Origin of the sequence: Streptomyces sp. NPDC052109 (assembly GCF_040680195.1) — a bacterium.
GTDB lineage: Bacteria > Actinomycetota > Actinomycetes > Streptomycetales > Streptomycetaceae > Streptomyces.
In genome coordinates, this window is the sequence record NZ_JBFAWF010000009.1 from 272581 (window position 1) to 290315 (window position 17735).

The following is a 17735-nucleotide window of genomic DNA, read 5'->3' on the forward strand; positions in this document are numbered from 1 at the left end:
CTTATGTCGTGAATGTCGCGTCGGGGCATAAAAATCGCTCACCGAGGTGAGCAGAACCCTCTTGACAATACCCCCGGTGCCGGATAAGGCGCCCGTCAAGTTCCTCGCCGTCCCGGAGGACGTGAAAGAATCGACAGCGGCTCACCGGTACCCACAGCGAGCAGGAGACACAGCACGATGCGCATCGGAGTTCTCACCGCAGGCGGCGACTGCCCCGGCCTGAACGCCGTGATCCGTTCGGTCGTGCACCGGGCGGTGGCGCAGTACGGCGACGAGGTCATCGGCTTCGAGGACGGCTACCGGGGTCTGCTCGACCGTCACTACCGCACCCTCGACCTGGACGGCGTCAGCGGCATCCTGGCCCGCGGCGGCACCATCCTCGGCTCCTCCCGGCTGGAGCGCGACCGGCTGCGCGAGGCCTGCGACAAGGCGACCGACATGGTCGAGGAGTTCGGCATCGACGCGCTGATCCCGATCGGCGGCGAGGGCACGCTGACCGCGGCCCGCATGCTCTCCGACGCGGGTCTCCCGGTCGTCGGCGTCCCCAAGACCATCGACAACGACATCTCCTCCACCGACCGCACCTTCGGCTTCGACACCGCCGTCGGCGTGGCCACCGAGGCGATGGACCGCCTGAAGACCACGGCCGAGTCCCACCAGCGGGTGATGGTCGTCGAGGTCATGGGCCGGCACGCCGGCTGGATCGCCCTGGAGTCCGGCATGGCCGCCGGCGCCCACGGCATCTGCCTGCCCGAGCGGCCCTTCGACCCCGCACACCTGGTCAAGATGGTCGAGGAGCGCTTCGACCGAGGCAAGAAGTTCGCCGTCATCTGCGTCGCCGAGGGTGCCCACCCCGTCGAGGGCACCATGGACTACGTCAAGGGCGAGATCGACCAGTACGGCCATGAACGCTTCCAGGGCATCGGTACGGCGCTCGCGTACGAGCTGGAGCGGCGCCTCGGCAAGGAGGCCAAACCGGTCATCCTCGGCCACGTCCAGCGCGGCGGCGTGCCCACCGCCTACGACCGTGTGCTCGCCACCCGCTTCGGCTGGCACGCCGTCGAGGCCGCGCATCGCGGCGAGTTCGGCAGGATGACCGCGCTGCGCGGCACCGACATCCGGATGGTGCCGCTCGCGGAGGCGGTCACCGAGCTGAAGACGGTGCCGAAGGACCGGATGGACGAGGCCGAGTCGGTCTTCTAGGCCGTCCTGTCCTCCGCGCTCTTCCAGAAGTTCTCCACGATCCGGTCGAGGAACTCCCGGCCGGACTCGCTGGCGCTCCTGCTGCCGCCGCCCCAGCTGAGAGTGGCGGCCATGTGGCCCTGGTAGTCCTCGTGCAGTTCCTGCAGGACGCCTTCCAGCACGGTCCGGCCCATGGGCGCCAGCTTCGCCACCGGCCGCACATAGGCCTGCCAGCGGGTGGTCACCGCGCTGTGCAGGAGCTCGGCGAGCTTCGCCTCGCGGCCGGTGACGGCGACGAAGTCGGGCAGGGCGAGATCCAGCACCTGCGCGAGTGCGGCCGACTGGCGCTCGTTGCCCCGCCACTGCCCGCTCTCCTCCATGCGCAGATAGTCGCGCAGGTTCATGTCGACGGCCCGGGCGACGTCCTCGGGCGCGACGGCGCGCGCGATGCGATGCTCGCGCAGGGTCTGCGGCCGGCCGAGGAGTTCGCCCGGCGAACACCACAACACGCCCGCCAGGGCGGTGAGTTCCGGGTGGCTGGGGGCGACGGAGCCGCGTTCCCAGGCGATCACCAGATCGGGTGTGACGTACGGCAGCCCGTACGAGGCCCGCATGCCGTAGGCGACGTGCTCGGGTCCCATACCGAGCGCGGCGCGCAGCCGGCGGGCCGCCGGGGCGTTGAAGGGGGGAGCTGAGGGTTGGCGCACCTCGCACAAGCTAGGGCCGCTGTGACGGGATGGCTACGGGCTGTTCGGACAGGATCCCGGATTGGCGGAACGTACAGTTCCGTCCGTTCGGTATGTAACGGACGGAACACCCTTCCCGTCCTCCCGTTGACCCCCCGAGTGCGTCGGTGCGGATTTCTCGCGAACGCCGAGCCGGCCACGTCGGCGCGCCGTACGTCCCCACCAGGGCCGGGCTGGTCCGCTGCGGCGCCGCGGCACAGCCTGCGATCCAGGAAGGCCGCGCGTCAACGCGTGGGCGGAGTCGCGAAGGTCCTCATCAGCCGCGCGCCCGCCCCGGTGTTCACCGCGCCTGCGGAACCCACCGGTACACCAGCTCCGGCCTGCCCACCTGTCCGTACAGCGGGCTCCGGGCGGCGCGGCCCGCCTCCACCAGGTGCTCCAGATACCGCCGGGCGGTGATCCGGGAGATGCCCACGGTCTCGGCCAGCGCCGCCGCCGTGAGGCCTTCCTCCGCCTCCCGCAGGGCGCCCGCAACCCGTTCCAGGGTCGGCCCGCTCAGCCCCTTGGGCAGCGCGGCGGGCGACGGCGCCCGCAGCGCCGCGAGGGCGCGGTCGACCTCGTCCTGGCCGCTCGCCTCGCCGGCCGCCGCGTGGAACTCGGCGTAGCGCGCCAGCCGATCCCTCAGCGTCGCGAAGGTGAACGGTTTCAACACGTACTGGACGACCCCCAGCGAGACACCCTCCCGCACCACCGCCAGATCGCGGGCCGAGGTGACCGCTATGACGTCGGCGTGGTGCCCGGCCGCGCGCAGGGAGCGGGCGAACTGCAGCCCGTGCACGTCCGGGAGGTGCAGGTCGAGCAACAGCAGGTCCACGGCGGTGCGGTCCATGATCCGGCGGGCCTCGGCGCCCGTGTGCGCCTTGCCGACGGCCACGAAGCCGGGAACCCGGCCGACGTACATCACATGGGCGTCGGCGGCCACCGGGTCGTCCTCGACCACGAGCACGCGGATGGGCTGCTGTTCCCGGGTCATCTGCCGTCCCTCGCCGCCGACCGCAGCGGCAGCCGCACCTCGAACACCGCTCCGCCCTCGCCATCCTCGCCGGACTCCGCCACCGTCAACGTGCCCTCGTGGCGGTTCACCGCCTGCCGGACCAGGGCCAGCCCGAGGCCCCGGCCGCCGGGACCGGCCGGCTTCGTCGAGAACCCCCGCTGGAATACCAGGTCGGCATGGTCCGGGTCGACACCTGGGCCCGTGTCGGACACCCGCAGCACCACTTCGGTCTGCGAGGCGTACGCCGTCACGGTCACCCGGGCCCGGACGCTGCCCTGCGCCGCGTCGACCGCGTTGTCGATGAGGTTGCCGAGAATGGTGACGAGGTCCCGCGCGGACAGGTCGTCCGGGAGCAGGCCGTCGTCGAGGCGGCTGTCCGGGGACACCACCAGCTCCACGCCCCGCTCGTTGGCCTGGGCCGTCTTGCCCAGCAGCAGGGCGGCGAGCACCGGTTCGCCGACCGCCGCGACCACCTGGTCGGTCAGGGCCTGGGCCAGTTCCAGTTCCGCCGTGGCGAACTCCACCGCCTCCTCCGCCCGGCCCAGCTCGATCAGTGACACCACGGTGTGCAGCCGGTTCGCCGCCTCGTGCGCCTGCGAGCGCAGGGCCTGGGTGAATCCCCGCTCCGAGTCCAACTCGCCCATCAGCGACTGGAGTTCAGTGACGTCGCGCAGGGTGACGACCGTGCCGCGGCGCTCCCCGCCGGACACCGGGGAGGTGTTCACCACCAGCACCCGGGACGCGGTCAGATGCACCTCGTCCACCCGGGGCTCGGAGGACAGCAGCGCCCCGGTCAGCGGGGCCGGCAGACCCAGCTCGGCGACCGAGCGGCCGATCACCTCCTCCTCGGTGGCGACGCCGAGCAGCTCCCGCCCGCCGTCGTTGATCAGTGCCACCCTGTACTGCCCGTCCAGCATCAGCAGTCCTTCGCGGACCGCGTGCAGCGCCGCCTGGTGGTAGTCGTGCATCCGGCTCAGCTCGGTGGCGTTCATGCCGTGGGTGTGGCGCCGCAGCCGCGCGTTGACCACGTACGTGCCGACCGCGCCCAGCAGCAGGGTGGCGCCGGCGACGCCGAGCAGGGCCGTGACCTGGTTCTGGACCCGTTCGCTGATCGTCTCCACGGTGATGCCGGCGCTCACCAGGGCGACGATCCGGCCGTTGTCGTTCACCGGCGTCACGGCACGCACGGAGGGGCCGAGCGTGCCGGTGTAGGTCTCGGTGAAGGTGCGGCCGTGCTGGGCGGGGGCGATGGTGCCGAGGAAGCGTTTGCCGATCTGTTTCGGGTCGGGGTGGGTCCAGCGGATCCCGGACGGGGTCATGATCGTGACGAAGTCGACGTTCGCGTCCCGTGTGACCTGCAGGGCGTACGGCTCCAGGAGGGCGGACGGGTCACTGGTGCGGACGGCCGCGCGGACCGAGGGGGAGTCGGCGATCGAGCGGGCCACCGCGGTGGCCTGCCGGGCGGCCGCGTCCTCGGCCTGGCTCTTGTCGCTGACGTAGGTGAACAGCGCGTACCCGGTCACGACCACCGCTATCAGCACGGCCTGCATGGCGAACAGCTGGCCGGCCAGGCTGCGGGGGCGCGAGAGGGACGGAAAGCGCATGTCAGCAGTGTGCCTCTCCGGTTAAGCGTGAACTAAATGAACGGAAGGGTGACCGCCCTCACAGGGCGGGAGATAGTCACGGCATCCCCCACAACCCCCGGACGTGAGCCGCACGCCGGTGATGCCGACGAAGACGTCAAGGAGGGCAGCCGTGGCCGCCAGCACCCCCGATACGGCACCTGCCGTACCCCGCGTGAAGCGGGACCGGACCCACTATCTGTACATCGCCGTCATCGCGGCGGTCGTCCTCGGCATCGCCGTGGGGCTCATCTGGCCCGATGCCGCGGTCCAGCTGAAACCGCTCGGTACCGGTTTCGTGAACCTGATCAAGATGATGATCTCGCCGATCATCTTCTGCACGATCGTGCTGGGCATCGGGTCCGTGCGGAAGGCCGCCAAGGTCGGCGCCGTCGGCGGTATCGCCCTCGGCTACTTCCTCGTGATGTCGCTCGTCGCGCTGGCCATCGGGCTCGTCGTCGGCAACGTGCTGCACCCCGGGGACGGGCTGCACCTGACCAACGCGCTCAAGCAGACCGGTCACGCCCAGGTGGCCAGCGACGCGCTGCCGCCCGTCGACTTCGTGCTGTCGATCATCCCGACCACGTTCGTCTCCGCCTTCACCGAGGGCCAGGTCCTCCAGACGCTGCTGGTGGCCCTGCTCGCCGGGTTCGCGCTGCAGGCCATGGGATCGGTGGGGCAGCCGGTGCTGCGGGGCATCGAGCACATCCAGCGGCTCGTCTTCCGCATTCTGTCGATGGTCATGTGGGCCGCGCCGATCGGCGCGTTCGGAGCGATCGCGGCCGTCACCGGCTCGGCCGGCCTGGACGCGCTCAAGAGCCTCGCCGTGCTGATGCTCGGCTTCTACGTCACCTGCGTCCTGTTCGTCTTCGTGGTGCTCGGCGCGATCCTGCGGATCGTCTCGGGGCTGAACGTCTTCTCGCTGCTCAAGTACCTGGCGCGGGAGTTCCTGCTGATCCTGTCCACCTCCTCCTCCGAGTCCGCGCTGCCGCGGCTGATCGCGAAGATGGAGCACCTGGGGGTCAGCAAGCCGGTCGTCGGTATCACCGTGCCGACCGGTTACTCCTTCAACCTCGACGGCACGATGATCTACATGACCATGGCGTCGCTGTACATCGCCGACGCGCTGGGCACGCCCATGTCGGTGGGCGAGCAGATCCCGCTGCTGCTGTTCCTGCTGCTGGCGTCCAAGGGCGCGGCGGGCGTCAGCGGCGCCGGTCTCGCCACCCTGGCCGGGGGCCTGCAGTCGCACAAGCCGGCGCTGGTCGACGGGGTCGGGCTGATCGTCGGCATCGACCGGTTCATGAGCGAGGCGCGCGCCCTGACGAACTTCGCGGGCAACGCCGTCGCCACGGTGCTGGTGGGCACGTGGACGAAGGAGATCGACAAGGAGCGGGTGCGGCAGGTGCTCGCGGGTGAGCTGCCGTTCGACGAGACCACGCTGATGGACGAGGGCAGGGGGACGGTGACCGAGGTTCCCGAGCCCAGGGAAGAGGAGCTGGCCAAGGCCTGATCCACCGCACGGAACTCCGGACGCCCGGCCCCGCCTGAACCCGGGCCGGGCGTCCGGGAACCGCCGCCGGGCGCCTGAGTCTCCCCCGTACCTCAGCCGCCCGGCCTCCTTCGTTCACTCACTCACCTTCGCCACCAGCGCGGTGGCCGGAGAGGCGGGTACGCCCGCCGCGGTCAGCACCGTGACCGCGGCCGAGCGGCCCGCCTCCTGTGCTGCCAGGAGGCCGTCGTTCACCGCCTCCATCACCGCGAAGAGCATCTGCTCGTGCACGTAGGCCAGGGCCGGGGCCGGTAGCGGCGAGCTGAACACGCCCTCGTCCAGCCCCTGTTGGAGGAGCCGGACCTTGCCCGCCCGCAGGGGGGCGAGACGTTCGCGGATGCCCTGGACGGTGACCGTGCGCTGGGCCAGTGCGACCAGCAGCCGGTAGCGGTCCGCGACCTCCCACAGGGCCAGCACCGAGCGGGCCACCGACTCCGCCGGGTCCGTCACCCCGTCGCGGGCGTGGGCGTCCACGGCCATCAGCGCCTCCACCGCCCCGTCGACGAGCGTGCTGATCAGCGCCTCACGGCTGGGGAAATGGCCGTACACCGTCCGTCGCACGACTCCCGCGGCGCGCGCGATCTGGTCCATGGAGGCGTCGGGATCGCGCAGCAGTTCGGCGAGGGCGACGTCGAGGATGCGGCGCCGGTTGGCGTCGGCGCGGCTGGTGTTACCCGTGGTCATGGCGGCCATTCTGCCCTCCCTTCCGACTTGCACGGCGCTGTGCAACGGCGTACATTGCACATGATCGTGCAATTGCACATCATTGTGCAAGTCAGCACTCCGCACCCGTCACCGTCGCGCACCTGAGGAAGGCGACCCCTGCCATGCGACTCGTCATGACCGAACCGGTCGAGAAGATGGAGCGCCCGTACGCCCGGCGCTGGTGGGCACTGCTCGTGCTCTGCCTGAGCCTGCTGATCATCGTGATGGCGAACACCGCCCTCACGGTCGCCGCGCCCGACATGACGAAGGACCTCGGGCTCTCCAGCGCCGACCTGCAGTGGGTGATCGACGGCTACACCGTCCCCTACGCGGCCCTGATGCTGCTGCTCGGCGCCATCGGCGACAAGTACAGCCGACGCGGGGCGCTCGTCCTCGGGCTCGTGGTGTTCGGCGGCGGCGCCGTCTTCGGCTACCTCGCCGACAGTGCGGCGACCGTCGTCGCGGCCCGTGCCGTGATGGGCGTCGGCGCCGCTCTGATCATGCCCGCCACGCTCTCCCTGCTCGCCGCCACCTTCCCGCGGGCGGAGCGGGCCAAGGCCATCACCTTTTGGACCGCCACCGCCGGCCTCGCCATCGCCGCCGGTCCCGTGGTCGCGGGTGCCCTGCTGCGCGGCCACGGCTGGTCCTCGACCTTCCTGATCAACGTGCCCATCGCGGCCGTCGCCGTCGTCGCCGCGTTCGTCCTCGTACCGCCCTCCCGGGCCGGCCACCACGACCGCATCGACTACGTCGGCGGCCTGCTGTCGGTCATCTGGACCGGCTCCCTCGTCTACATGATCATCGAGGGCCCGCACTTCGGCTGGGGCGTGAAGGCCGTCACGGCGGCCGCCGTGGCCGGCGCGGGCCTGGTCGCCTTCGTGGTGTGGGAGCTGCGCCACCCGCGCCCGATCCTCGACGTCCGCCGCTTCGCGCACCGCCGCTTCGCGGGCTCCAACCTCGCCGTCGCCCTCTTCTTCCTCGCCGTCTTCGGCGCCTTCTACTACCTCACCCAGCACCTGCAGTTCGTCCTGGGCTACGACGCCCTGGAGACCGGCGTACGGATGCTGCCGCTGGCCGGCGCGGTCTTCGTCGGCTCCGCCCTGACCGGCGTCCTGACGCCACGCGTCGGCATGAAGTGGACCGTCACGGCGGGCATGGTCGGCGGCACGACCGCTCTCGCGCTGCTCAGCCGGGTCGACGCGGGCTCGACGTACGCCGATTTCGCGGCCCCGCTGATCATCCTCGGCCTCGCCATCGGCCTCGCCCTCTCGCCCTGCACCGACGCGATCATGGGCGCCTTCCCGGAGTCCGAGCTGGGCGTCGGCGGCGCGGTCAACGACACCTCGCTGGAGCTCGGCGGCTCGCTCGGCATCGCGATCCTCGGCTCGCTGCTCGCCACCTCGTACGGCAACCACCTCGACGACGCCACCGCCGGCAGCAGGCTCCCGGCGAGCGCCCTCGACACCGCGCAGGACTCGGTCGGCGCCGGGTACGCCGTCGCCCAGGGCATCGGCGAGAAGGCGCACGCGCTGGCCGCGCAGGCGGCCAAGGCCTCCGACCCCCAGCAGGCCGCGCAGCTCAGGCAGCAGGCCACCGAACTCGCCGCCGCTGCCCGCCGGATGACCGACGCGGTCGGCTCCGCCTTCTCCGACGCCGTCGCCCACACCAGCCTGGTCGGAGCGGTGATCCTCGGCATCGGCACGGTCCTGGTGGCGTTCCTGCTGCCGCGCCGTGGAGCCGCCGCGCCGGACGTGAAGACGCGGGAGAAGGAACTCGCGGAGAGCGCCGCCGGCTGAACGGTTCCCGCCTCCATCCATTAGCGTGCCGCTCCGGGATCAATCGGAACGGCACGCTCGTGCGTGGCGTCAGTACGTGTGAATCGTGTTTGGGAGGCTCGGGGGATGACGATCGACTGGGACCGGCGGACCTGTGCGCGCAAGGGGCATGTCACCTACGCGCCCGACGACCCCCGGCTGCGGATCCGGCTGCACGCCGAGACCGCGCTGGGGGACGTGTGGCGCTGTCTGCGCTGCGGTGACTTCGTGCTCGGCGAGCCGCACGGGTCGGGGCCGGCCGCGGATGCCCCGCTCGTACCGCGCGGCAAGGTGCTCCGGGACCTGTTCATCCTGCGCTTCCTCGCGATCGAGCGGGCCGTGCGCGGGGTGTTCATCGTGCTGGTCGCGGTCGCGGTGTGGAAGTTCAGCAACAGCCAGGACGCGGTGCGCCGGCTCTTCAACGCGAACCTGGACGTCTTCCGCCCTGTCTTCAGGCACTTCCACTACGACCTCGACCACTCACCGGTCGTCGGCTCCATCCAGAAGGCGTTCGGTTACAAGCACTCCACGCTGCTTGTGGTCGCCGCCCTGCTGCTCGCCTACGCGCTGATCGAACTGGTGGAGGCGGTCGGCCTCTGGTACGCCAAGAGGTGGGCCGAGTACCTGACCGTCGTCGCGACCGCCGCCTTCCTGCCGCTGGAGATCTACGAGCTCACCGAGAAGGTCAGCTATCTGAAGATCGCCACGCTGGTCCTGAACGTCCTCGCGGTCCTCTACATCGCCCTGGCCAAGCGCCTGTTCGGCCTGCGCGGCGGCCGCCGCGCGTTCGAGGAGGAGCGGCACAGCGCCTCCCTGATGGAGGTGGAGGAGTCGGCGGGGGTGACCGTCTGACAGGAGAGGAGCGCACCGCTTGCCTTGACGCCCACGTCAAGCCCTACGGTCGTAGGCATGCGAATCGGCGAGCTGGCCGCACGGGCCGGGACCACCACCCGCACGCTGCGCTACTACGAGGCACGCGGGCTGCTGCCGGCCCGCCGTGACGGCAAGGGGCACCGCACCTACGACGAGGGTGATCTGCGGCTGCTGGAGCAGATCCGTACGCTGCAGGACTTCGGCTTCGAGCTGGAGGAGACGCGGCCCTTCGTGGAGTGCCTGCGCGCCGGGCACCCGGAGGGCGACTCCTGTCCGGCCTCGCTCGCGGTCTACCGGCGCAAGCTGGACGAGCTGGACGCGCTCATCGGGCAGCTGTCGGCGGTGCGGGAGACGGTCGCCGGGCAGCTGCGGCGGGCCGAGGTGGCCCGTGACGAGCTGGCCGCCGAGGCGCTGGTTCCGGGGGGCCCGGAGCCCGTGTGCGAACTGGGAGGGCTTGCGCGATGAGCTTGGTGAGCGGACTGGCCGAGGTGACGGACGCGGATTTCGACACGGAGGTGAAGGGCTCGGAACTGCCGGTGCTGGTGCAGTTCACGGCCGACTGGTGCGGGCCGTGCCGGCAGCTCGCGCCGGTGCTGAGGGACATCGCCTCCGAGGAGGGCGACCGGCTGAAAATCGTACAGCTCGACGTGGACCGCAATCCGGAGACGACCATCGCCTACGGCGTGCTGTCGACGCCGACCCTGATGGTGTTCCGGGACGGTGAGCCGGTGCGGTCGATGGTGGGGGCGCGGCCGAAGCGGCGGCTGCTGGAGGAACTGGCCGATGTGCTGTAGCGGCCTGCGGTAATACGTTCAGCCCACGAAAAAATCCCCTGAGCAATTGCGCTCGGGGGATTTCTGTGCGTATATTCAGTGGTTCGCGACTTCAATTCGGATGAGTCGCGGGGAAGTCCAACGAGCACAGTATATCCGGGCGGGAGCGGAATTGTCAAACACCGAATTTCCGGACGATGAATTGCGTCGCGAGCAGGAATTCATCGACGGACTGTACGCGCGCGTGGACGTGCTGCGCGGCGCGGCCGAGTCCTCGGTCACGGACGCGCTCGCCCAGGGCGACAAGCCCATGCAGGCCCGGTTGGAGCGGGACATCCTGGTCGCCGAGCGGTCGGGGCTGCTCGCCGCGCTGAACGCCGTCGACGGCTCGCTCTGCTTCGGCCGGATCGACCTGGCCGACGGCGCCGCCCACCACATCGGCCGGATCGGGCTGCGCGAGGACGACGCCGAGCGCACCCCGGTCCTCATCGACTGGCGGGCCGACGTCGCCCGCCCCTTCTACCTGGCCACCGGTCACACCCCGATGGGCCTGCGCCGCCGCCGGCACATCACCACCCGGGGCCGGACCGTGACCTCCCTGCACGACGAGATCCTCGACCTCGGCGACGCCACCCGCACCGGGTACGAGGACCACAACGGGGACGCGGTGCTGCTGGCCGCGCTGAACTCGGCGCGCACCGGCCGCATGAGCGACATCGTGCAGACCATCCAGGCCGAGCAGGACGAGATCATCCGGGCGCCCTACCGCGGGGTGCTGGTCGTGGAGGGCGGCCCCGGCACCGGCAAGACGGCGGTCGCGCTGCACCGCGCCGCCTACCTGCTCTACGAGTACCGCGAGCTGCTGGCCCGCCGGGCCGTGCTGATCGTCGGACCCAATCCGGCCTTCCTCGGCTACATCGGCGAGGTGCTGCCCTCGCTCGGCGAGACCGGCGTGCTGCTGGCCACGGTCGGCGAACTGTTCCCCGGGGTAAAGGCCACCGCCACCGACACCCCCGAGGCGGCCGCCGTGAAGGGCCGCGCCGCCATGGCCGACGTGCTCGCCGCCGTCGTCCGCGACCGGCAGGCCCTGCCTGACCCGGTCATCGCCATCCGGCACGACCGCGAGGTCCTGATGCTCGACGACGGTCTGGTCTCCGTCGCCCGTGAGCGCACCCGCGCCGCCAGGCTGCCGCACAACGCCGCCCGCGAGCACTTCGAGGGGTACATCCTCAACACCCTCACCGAGCTCTACGCCGAACGCGTGGGCACCGACCCGTACGACGGCAGCAGCCTGCTCGACGCCTCCGACATCAGCCAGATCCGCGACGAGCTCGCCGAGAACCCGGAGGTCTGGTCCGCGATCGACCAGCTGTGGCCGAGGATCACCCCGCAGCGGCTGGTCGCCGACTTCCTGGCCGAACCGGACGCCCACCTGCCGGAGGCGGACGCGGACGCGATCCGCCGGCCCGTGACCCGCGCCTGGACCGTCGCCGACGTCCCGCTGCTGGACGAGGCGGCCGAACTCCTCGGCGAGGACGACCGGCTGGCGCGGGCCCGCGCCGAGCGCGAGCGCGAGACGCAGATCGCGTACGCGCAGGGCGTGCTGGACGTCTCGTACGCCTCCCGGACCTACGAGTTCGAGGACAAGGAGGACGGTGACCCGGACGCGTCGGAGGTGCTGTCCGCGCACGACATCATCGACGCCGAGCGCTTCGCGGAGCGGCAGGAGGAGGCCGACCACCGCAGCGCCGCCGAGCGGGCCGCGGCCGACCGCACGTGGGCGTTCGGGCACATCATCGTGGACGAGGCGCAGGAGCTGTCCCCGATGGCCTGGCGGCTGCTGATGCGGCGCAGCCCGACCCGCTCGATGACCCTGGTCGGCGACCCGGCCCAGACCGCCGAGGCGGCCGGCGTCGGCTCCTGGGCGGACATCCTCGCCCCCTATGTCGAGGACCGCTGGGAGCACACCCGTCTCGGCGTCAACTACCGCACCCCGGCCGAGATCATGGAGCTGGCCGCGGCCGTGGTCCGCGCCGAGCACCCGGACTTCGAACCGCCGAGCTCGGTCCGCTCCACGGGCGTACGGCCCTGGGTGCGGCAGACCGACGGCGACCTGCCCGAGGCCGTGGCGAAGGCGGTCGCCGAACTCACCCCGGCCGAGGGGCGCCTCGCGGTCATCGCGCCGCGCGAGCTGCACCGCTCCCTGGCCACCCGGCTGGACGGCGTCACGGCGGGCGCCGAGCCCGACCTGACCCGTACGGTCGTCCTGCTCGACCCCCGCCAGGCAAAGGGTCTGGAGTTCGACTCGGTCCTGGTGGTGGAGCCGGCCCGCTACGGCACGAGCGACCTGTACGTCGCCCTGACCCGCGCCACCCAGCGGCTCGGGGTGCTCTCCACGGGCGAGCTGCCCACGGCGCTGGCCGTAGGCGTCACCGAGCGGTAGCGGTCGGGGAGGAGCTCCCGCCGGCCGTCGGCGAGGCGGACGGCGGTGGGTAGCTCGGGTGCAGCGAGGAGGACAGGGGGGCCAGCTTCGCGCAGAGCGCGGTCGGGAAGGCCGGTTCCCTGCGCCGCACGGCCGCGCACCCTCCGGCCGCGCTCTCGAAGAACGGCTCCCAGCCGGAGCGCTTCGCGCGGAGGAAGTAGCGGTCGCCGAGGCGGGACGTGCAGGCGGAGTCCCTGGTGTCGTCCCCGCACGCCGGTCCGGTGCGCCAGGAGAAGTCCAGGACCAGCCACTTCCCGTCGCAGTGCTCGGCGTCGCGGTAGGAGTGCATGGGCGCGCCGACGGCGATCATCGCCTGCTCGTAGGAGGCGGTGGTGCAGCCCGTGGCCGGCGGGTGGCAGCCGAGCCGGCCGCACAGCCGCAGCGCGGGCGCCTTGGCGCCGTCGGGGGTGAAGACCGTGTGGTTGTCGACCACCAGTTCCCGCTCGCCCAGCGGCTCGGGCAGCCGTACGTGGACCGTGGCGGTCCTCTCCTTGGTGCACCCGGAACGCCGGTCACCGGACGGCGAGCTGAAGGAGACCTGCACATGCACGGTGCCCGGCACGGCGCCGTACTGGGCGTCGGTGTCCACGGCCTTGAGGTTCCGCACGCAGGGGTGCTCGCCCCTGGGCACGTCCGCGTCCAGGCTCAGCGTGCGGTGGTCGGCGGCGAGCCGGGCGGCGGTGACCGCGGAGGGCTCGAAGACGGTCCACGGGATCGGCCCGGTCTCCGTGGGCGCCGGGCCTCCGGCCACCCGTGTGCCGCAGCCGCCCAGGAACAGGACGGCCACGGCACACAGCAGGGCGGTCGGTGATCTGTGAGGTCGCACGCGTCCCAGTCCCCCCGTGGTGCACCGAAGTTGACCTGGGGGCACTATAAGGGCGCGGCGCCGCCCGGTCAGGCCGGCCGGAGCCAGACCGTGGCCAGCGGGGGGAGGGTGAGCCGGATGCTCGCGGGGCGGCCGTGCCATCCCTGGGGCTCCGGTTTGACGATGTCGGGGTGCGTGACATCGCCGCCGCCGTACCGCGCGGCGTCCGTGTTCAGCGACTCGTGCCAGGCCGGTACGTCGTCCGGGACTCCGAGCCGGTAGTCGTGCCGGACGACCGGGGAGAAGTTCGACACCGAGAGCAGGGGAGAGCCGTCGGCGTCGAGGCGCAGGAAGGCGAAGACGTTGTCGTCCGCCGCGTCCCCGGTGATCCACTGGAAACCCGCCGGGTCGGTGTCCCGCTGCCACAGCGCCGGGGTCGCCCGGTACAGCGCGTTCAGGTCCCGTACGCAATCCCGTACACCCCGGTGGTCGGACTCGGCGCCGTAGGACGGGTCGAGCAGCCACCAGTCCGGCCCGTGCGCCTCGGACCACTCGGCGCCCTGCGCGAACTCCTGGCCCATGAAGAGAAGTTGCTTGCCGGGGTGGGCCCACATGAAGCCCAGGTAGGCGCGGTGGCCCGCACGCTGCTGCCACCAGTCGCCGGGCATCTTCGACACCAGGGACCGCTTGCCGTGCACGACCTCGTCGTGGGAGATCGGCAGCACGTAGTTCTCGCTGTACGCGTACACCATGGAGAACGTCATCTCGTGGTGGTGGTACTTGCGGTGCACCGGCTCGTGGGTCATGTACTGCAGCGAGTCGTGCATCCAGCCCATGTTCCACTTCAGGCCGAAGCCGAGCCCGCCGAAGCCGCTCGGGCCCTTGTGGTGGGTGGGGCGGGTGACCCCGTCCCAGGCGGTGGACTCCTCTGCGATGGTCACCACACCGGGGCAGCGCCGGTAGACGGTGGCGTTCATCTCCTGCAGGAAGGCCACCGCGTCCAGGTTCTCCCGGCCGCCGTGCTCGTTGGGGGTCCACTGGCCCGGTTCCCGCGAGTAGTCGAGGTAGAGCATGGAGGCCACCGCGTCCACGCGCAGGCCGTCGATGTGGAACTCCTCGCACCAGTACACGGCGTTCGCCACCAGGAAGTTGCGCACCTCGCGGCGCCCGAAGTCGAACTCCAGGGTGCCCCAGTCCGGATGGGCGGCCCGCAGCGGATCGTGGTGCTCGTACAGCGGGCGCCCGTCGAACTCGGCCAGCGCCCAGTCGTCGCGCGGGAAGTGCGCCGGTACCCAGTCCATCAGCACGCCGATGCCGGCCTGGTGCAGCCGGTCCACCAGGTACTTGAAGTCGTCCGGGGTGCCGAGCCGGGCCGTCGGCGCGTAGAAGCCGGTGACCTGGTAGCCCCAGGAGCCGCCGAAGGGATGCTCTGCCACCGGCATCAGCTCCACGTGCGTGAAGCCCATCTCCCGGACATAGGCGGGGAGTTGGTCGGCCAGCTGCCGGTAGGTCAACCCCGGTCGCCAGGAGGCGAGGTGGATTTCGTAGACGGAGAAGGGAGCCTCGTTCACCGGGGTGTCCGCCCGGTGCGCCATCCACTCCCCGTCGGCCCACTCGTGGTGCGAGGCGTGCACGACCGACGCGGTCGCCGGCGGGGCCTCGGTGCGGCGGGCCAGCGGATCGGCGCGCAGGGTGCGTGAGCCGTCCGGGCGGGTGATCTCGAACTTGTACACCTCGCCCTCGCCGATCCCCGGCACGAACAGCTCCCACACCCCGGAGGAGCCCAGCGAGCGCATCGGGAAGCCGGTGCCGTCCCAGAAGTTGAAGGTCCCCGCGATCCGCACGCCCCGCGCGTCCGGCGCCCACACCGCGAACCGGGTGCCGGCCACGCCCTGATGGGTGGTGACATGCGCGCCGAGCGCCCGCCACAGCTGCTCGTGCCGTCCCTCGCCGATCAGATGCAGGTCCAGCTCGCCGAGCGTGGGGAGGAAACGGTAGGGGTCCTCGGTGTCCAGGACGTTCCCCTCGTACGCCACCAGCAGCCGGTGCTCCGGTGGGGCACTGAGCGGCAGCAGCCCGGAGAAGAACCCGTCGCCGTCGTCGTGCAGCTCGGCCCGCAGCTCGTCGGTGACCACCGTGACCGACAGCGCGTACGGCCGGAAGGCACGGAAGACGACCCCGCCGGGCACCGGGTGGGCGCCCAGCACCGAATGCGGGTCGTGGTGGGTGCCGTGCAGCAGCCGTTCACGGTCGGCGGGGGAGACGGCGGTCCCCGGCCGCTCGTGCATCGGCGCCTTCTGCTTCGGAACCGTTTTCTCCTCGGTCCTGCTGTGCTTCTTGCCCTTCGCGGTCACGGACGAGCCTCCTGGTCGGACGCGGCGAGGCGACGGATCGCCGAGAGCGGGACGGGGAGCCAGTCGGGGCGGTGCCGGGCCTCGTAGACGGCTTCGTAAACCGCCTTGTCGGTTTCGTAGGCCCGCAGCAGCACCGGGTCGGTGCGCGGATCGCGGCCGGCCACCTCCGCGTACCCACAGCAGTACGCCGCCCGGCAGGCCATGGCCCAGTCCGGGTCGGGCGGGCTCACCGAGTGGGCCGCGTAGTCGAAGGAGCGGAGCATCCCCGCGATGTCCCGCACCGGCGGCTGCGGCAGGCGCCGTTCGGCCGGCGGCCGGGCCGGCTCGCCCTCGAAGTCGATCAGCGACCACTCCCCGGAAGGCGAGCGCAGGCACTGCCCGAGGTGCAGATCGCCGTGGATCCGCTGGGCGGTCCAGGTGTGGCCCTCGGTGGCGAGGTCGGCCAGCGCCCGGTAGGCCGAGCGCAGCCCGCTCTCGTACGGCCGCAGGCCGGGCACCGCCTGCACGGCCGCCGCCAGCCGCTCGGTCATCCCCTCGGCCAGCGTCTGCAGCTGCACATGGCCGAGGGTGACCGTCGGCAGGGCGCGGGCGAGCGCGGTGTGCACCTCGGCGGTGGCCCGGCCCAGCGCCCGCGCCTCGGCGGCGAAGTCCTCGCCCTTGGCCAGCTCGCGCAGCGCCAGCTCCCAGCCGTCGCTCGCCCCGCTGACGAAGGGCTGGAGCACCGCCAGGACGTACGGCTCCTCGTCGATCTCGGCGCGCAGCCAGGCGGTCGGAGCGGGCACCCGGGGGCAGCCCTCGCGGGCCAGCGCCAGCGGTATCTCCAGGTCGGGGTTGACGCCGGGCACCACCCGGCGCAACAGCTTCAGGATGAACGTATCGCCGTAGACGACGGAGGAGTTGGACTGCTCGGCGGTCATCAGCCGGGCCACCAGGCCCTCCCGGATGTCCTGGCGAAGGTCCCGCTCGAAACGCAGCCCGCCGATGCGGGCCTGGGTGCGCAGGGCCTCCAGGAGCACCTCGGCGGGCCGGGGGTCGTACAGGGCCTCGTACACCGTGCGTCCGGCGAGCGGCCCTTCGTCCACATGTCCGATCAGCGCGGGCGCCAGCCGGGGCGGCAGCGCCTCGCGCACGCCTATGAGGAGCTGGTAGCAGTCGCCCGGATGGGGCTCGGCGCCCAGCACGGACGGCTGGTGGACGCGCACCAGCAGGTGGTAGAGGCCCAACCGGCCGTCGGGCGGCAGCAGTTCGGTGGCGGCCACGGGGGTGAACCCGGTGACCGGGCGGCCCTTGCCGGCGAACCAGCGCTGCCTCGGCAGCCACTCGCGCAGCAGGGGGTCGAGCGAAGCGAACAGGGAACTGAGAGCGCTGGAGGGGGTGACCGTTTCCGCCACGGGCGTCACGTCCTTTCCCCGGGTCGTCGGGGGTGTTACTGATGCGTGCCCCGGGTGGGACGGTGGAAACCGCCCCACCCACAGGGCGTTACGCCACGTCCCGGCGCAGCCGGAACCAGTAGAAGCCGTGCCCTGCGAGGGTGAGCAGGTACGGCAGCTCGCCGATCGCCGGGAAGCGGACCCCGCCGAACAGCTCGACGGGGTGCCGCCCGCCGAACCGGCTCAGGTCCAGCTCGGTGGGCTGGGCGAAGCGGGAGAAGTTGTGGACGCACAGCACGAGGTCGTCCTCGTACTCCCGGAGGAAGGCGAGCACCGCCGGGTTGGAGGACTGCAGCTCGTCGTAGGACCCCAGTCCGAAGGCAGGGTTCTGCTTGCGGATCTCGATCATGCGCCGCGTCCAGTGCAGCAGCGAGGACGGCGAGGACATCGAGGCCTCGACGTT

At 71.6% G+C, this 17735-nt stretch carries 15 protein-coding genes; 7 read left to right on the forward strand and 8 right to left on the reverse strand.

The annotated features are described in order from the left end of the window. The first annotated feature begins 177 nt into the window (after positions 1 to 177). Positions 178 to 1203, forward strand: a complete 1026-nt coding sequence (locus AB0L59_RS20935) for an ATP-dependent 6-phosphofructokinase (RefSeq protein WP_365585632.1) — start codon at positions 178 to 180, stop codon at positions 1201 to 1203. Here the strand turns inward: AB0L59_RS20935 and AB0L59_RS20940 are convergent. The 3 genes from AB0L59_RS20940 to AB0L59_RS20950 form a co-directional block, all read right to left on the reverse strand. Then, the gene (locus AB0L59_RS20940) at positions 1200 to 1889 is read right to left on the reverse strand and encodes an XRE family transcriptional regulator (protein ID WP_365585635.1); all 690 of its coding nucleotides are present in this window, start codon (positions 1887 to 1889) and stop codon (positions 1200 to 1202) included. The two genes, AB0L59_RS20935 and AB0L59_RS20940, sit on opposite strands and share 4 nt — an antisense overlap. Before the next feature lie 319 nt (positions 1890 to 2208). After that, positions 2209 to 2901 carry a response regulator gene (locus tag AB0L59_RS20945; protein ID WP_365585638.1) on the reverse strand — a complete coding sequence of 231 codons (693 nt, stop codon included), beginning with the start codon at positions 2899 to 2901 and terminating at the stop codon, positions 2209 to 2211. Next, positions 2898 to 4526 (reverse strand): sensor histidine kinase, encoded by a 1629-nt coding sequence (locus AB0L59_RS20950; protein WP_365585639.1) that lies wholly within the window; start codon positions 4524 to 4526, stop codon positions 2898 to 2900. Before AB0L59_RS20950 ends, AB0L59_RS20945 begins: the two co-directional genes overlap by 4 nt. A 121-nt stretch (positions 4527 to 4647) precedes the next feature. Here AB0L59_RS20950 and AB0L59_RS20955 point away from each other — a divergent pair, with 121 nt between their 5' ends. After that, entirely contained in the window at positions 4648 to 6057 is a 1410-nt protein-coding gene (locus tag AB0L59_RS20955) for a cation:dicarboxylase symporter family transporter (protein ID WP_365585705.1), read from the forward strand. 114 nt (positions 6058 to 6171) lie between these two features. On the opposite strand, the gene AB0L59_RS20960 is transcribed toward AB0L59_RS20955, so the two are convergent. After that, positions 6172 to 6789: a TetR/AcrR family transcriptional regulator gene (locus AB0L59_RS20960; protein ID WP_365585642.1), complete on the reverse strand. Its 618-nt coding sequence runs from the start codon at positions 6787 to 6789 to the stop codon at positions 6172 to 6174. Between the two features lie 134 nt (positions 6790 to 6923). On the opposite strand from AB0L59_RS20960, the gene AB0L59_RS20965 reads away from it, so the two are divergent. The 5 genes from AB0L59_RS20965 (at position 6924) to AB0L59_RS20985 (ending at position 12704) form a co-directional block, all read left to right on the forward strand. Then, complete coding sequence (locus AB0L59_RS20965) at positions 6924 to 8597, forward strand: MFS transporter (RefSeq protein WP_365585645.1); 1674 nt, start codon at positions 6924 to 6926, stop codon at positions 8595 to 8597. A 105-nt stretch (positions 8598 to 8702) separates the two neighbouring features. Then, complete coding sequence (locus tag AB0L59_RS20970; protein ID WP_365585648.1) at positions 8703 to 9467, forward strand: DUF2127 domain-containing protein; 765 nt, start codon at positions 8703 to 8705, stop codon at positions 9465 to 9467. Between the two features lie 57 nt (positions 9468 to 9524). Beyond that, positions 9525 to 9953 carry a MerR family transcriptional regulator gene (locus AB0L59_RS20975; protein WP_365585650.1) on the forward strand — a complete coding sequence of 143 codons (429 nt, stop codon included), beginning with the start codon at positions 9525 to 9527 and terminating at the stop codon, positions 9951 to 9953. Beyond that, on the forward strand, positions 9950 to 10282 hold the full coding sequence (gene trxA / locus AB0L59_RS20980; protein ID WP_365585652.1) for a thioredoxin: 333 nt from the start codon (positions 9950 to 9952) through the stop codon (positions 10280 to 10282). The genes AB0L59_RS20975 and trxA overlap by 4 nt, the downstream gene beginning before the upstream one ends. A 181-nt stretch (positions 10283 to 10463) precedes the next feature. After that, positions 10464 to 12704 (forward strand): UvrD-helicase domain-containing protein, encoded by a 2241-nt coding sequence (locus AB0L59_RS20985; RefSeq protein ID WP_365585707.1) that lies wholly within the window; start codon positions 10464 to 10466, stop codon positions 12702 to 12704. On the opposite strand, the gene AB0L59_RS20990 is transcribed toward AB0L59_RS20985, so the two are convergent. The 4 genes from AB0L59_RS20990 to AB0L59_RS21005 form a co-directional block, all read right to left on the reverse strand. Further along, positions 12691 to 13569, reverse strand: coding sequence for a hypothetical protein (locus tag AB0L59_RS20990; RefSeq protein ID WP_365585654.1), 879 nt, complete (start codon positions 13567 to 13569; stop codon positions 12691 to 12693). The two genes, AB0L59_RS20985 and AB0L59_RS20990, sit on opposite strands and share 14 nt — an antisense overlap. 68 nt (positions 13570 to 13637) lie before the next feature. Then, on the reverse strand, positions 13638 to 15836 hold the full coding sequence (glgB, locus tag AB0L59_RS20995; protein WP_365585710.1) for a 1,4-alpha-glucan branching enzyme: 2199 nt from the start codon (positions 15834 to 15836) through the stop codon (positions 13638 to 13640). Positions 15837 to 15898: 62 nt separating this feature from the next. Then, the gene (locus AB0L59_RS21000) at positions 15899 to 17293 is read right to left on the reverse strand and encodes a maltokinase (RefSeq protein ID WP_365585657.1); all 1395 of its coding nucleotides are present in this window, start codon (positions 17291 to 17293) and stop codon (positions 15899 to 15901) included. An 88-nt stretch (positions 17294 to 17381) separates the two neighbouring features. After that, on the reverse strand, positions 17382 to 17735 hold a 354-nt coding region (locus tag AB0L59_RS21005), incomplete at its 5' end, for an alpha-glucosidase C-terminal domain-containing protein (RefSeq protein ID WP_365585660.1).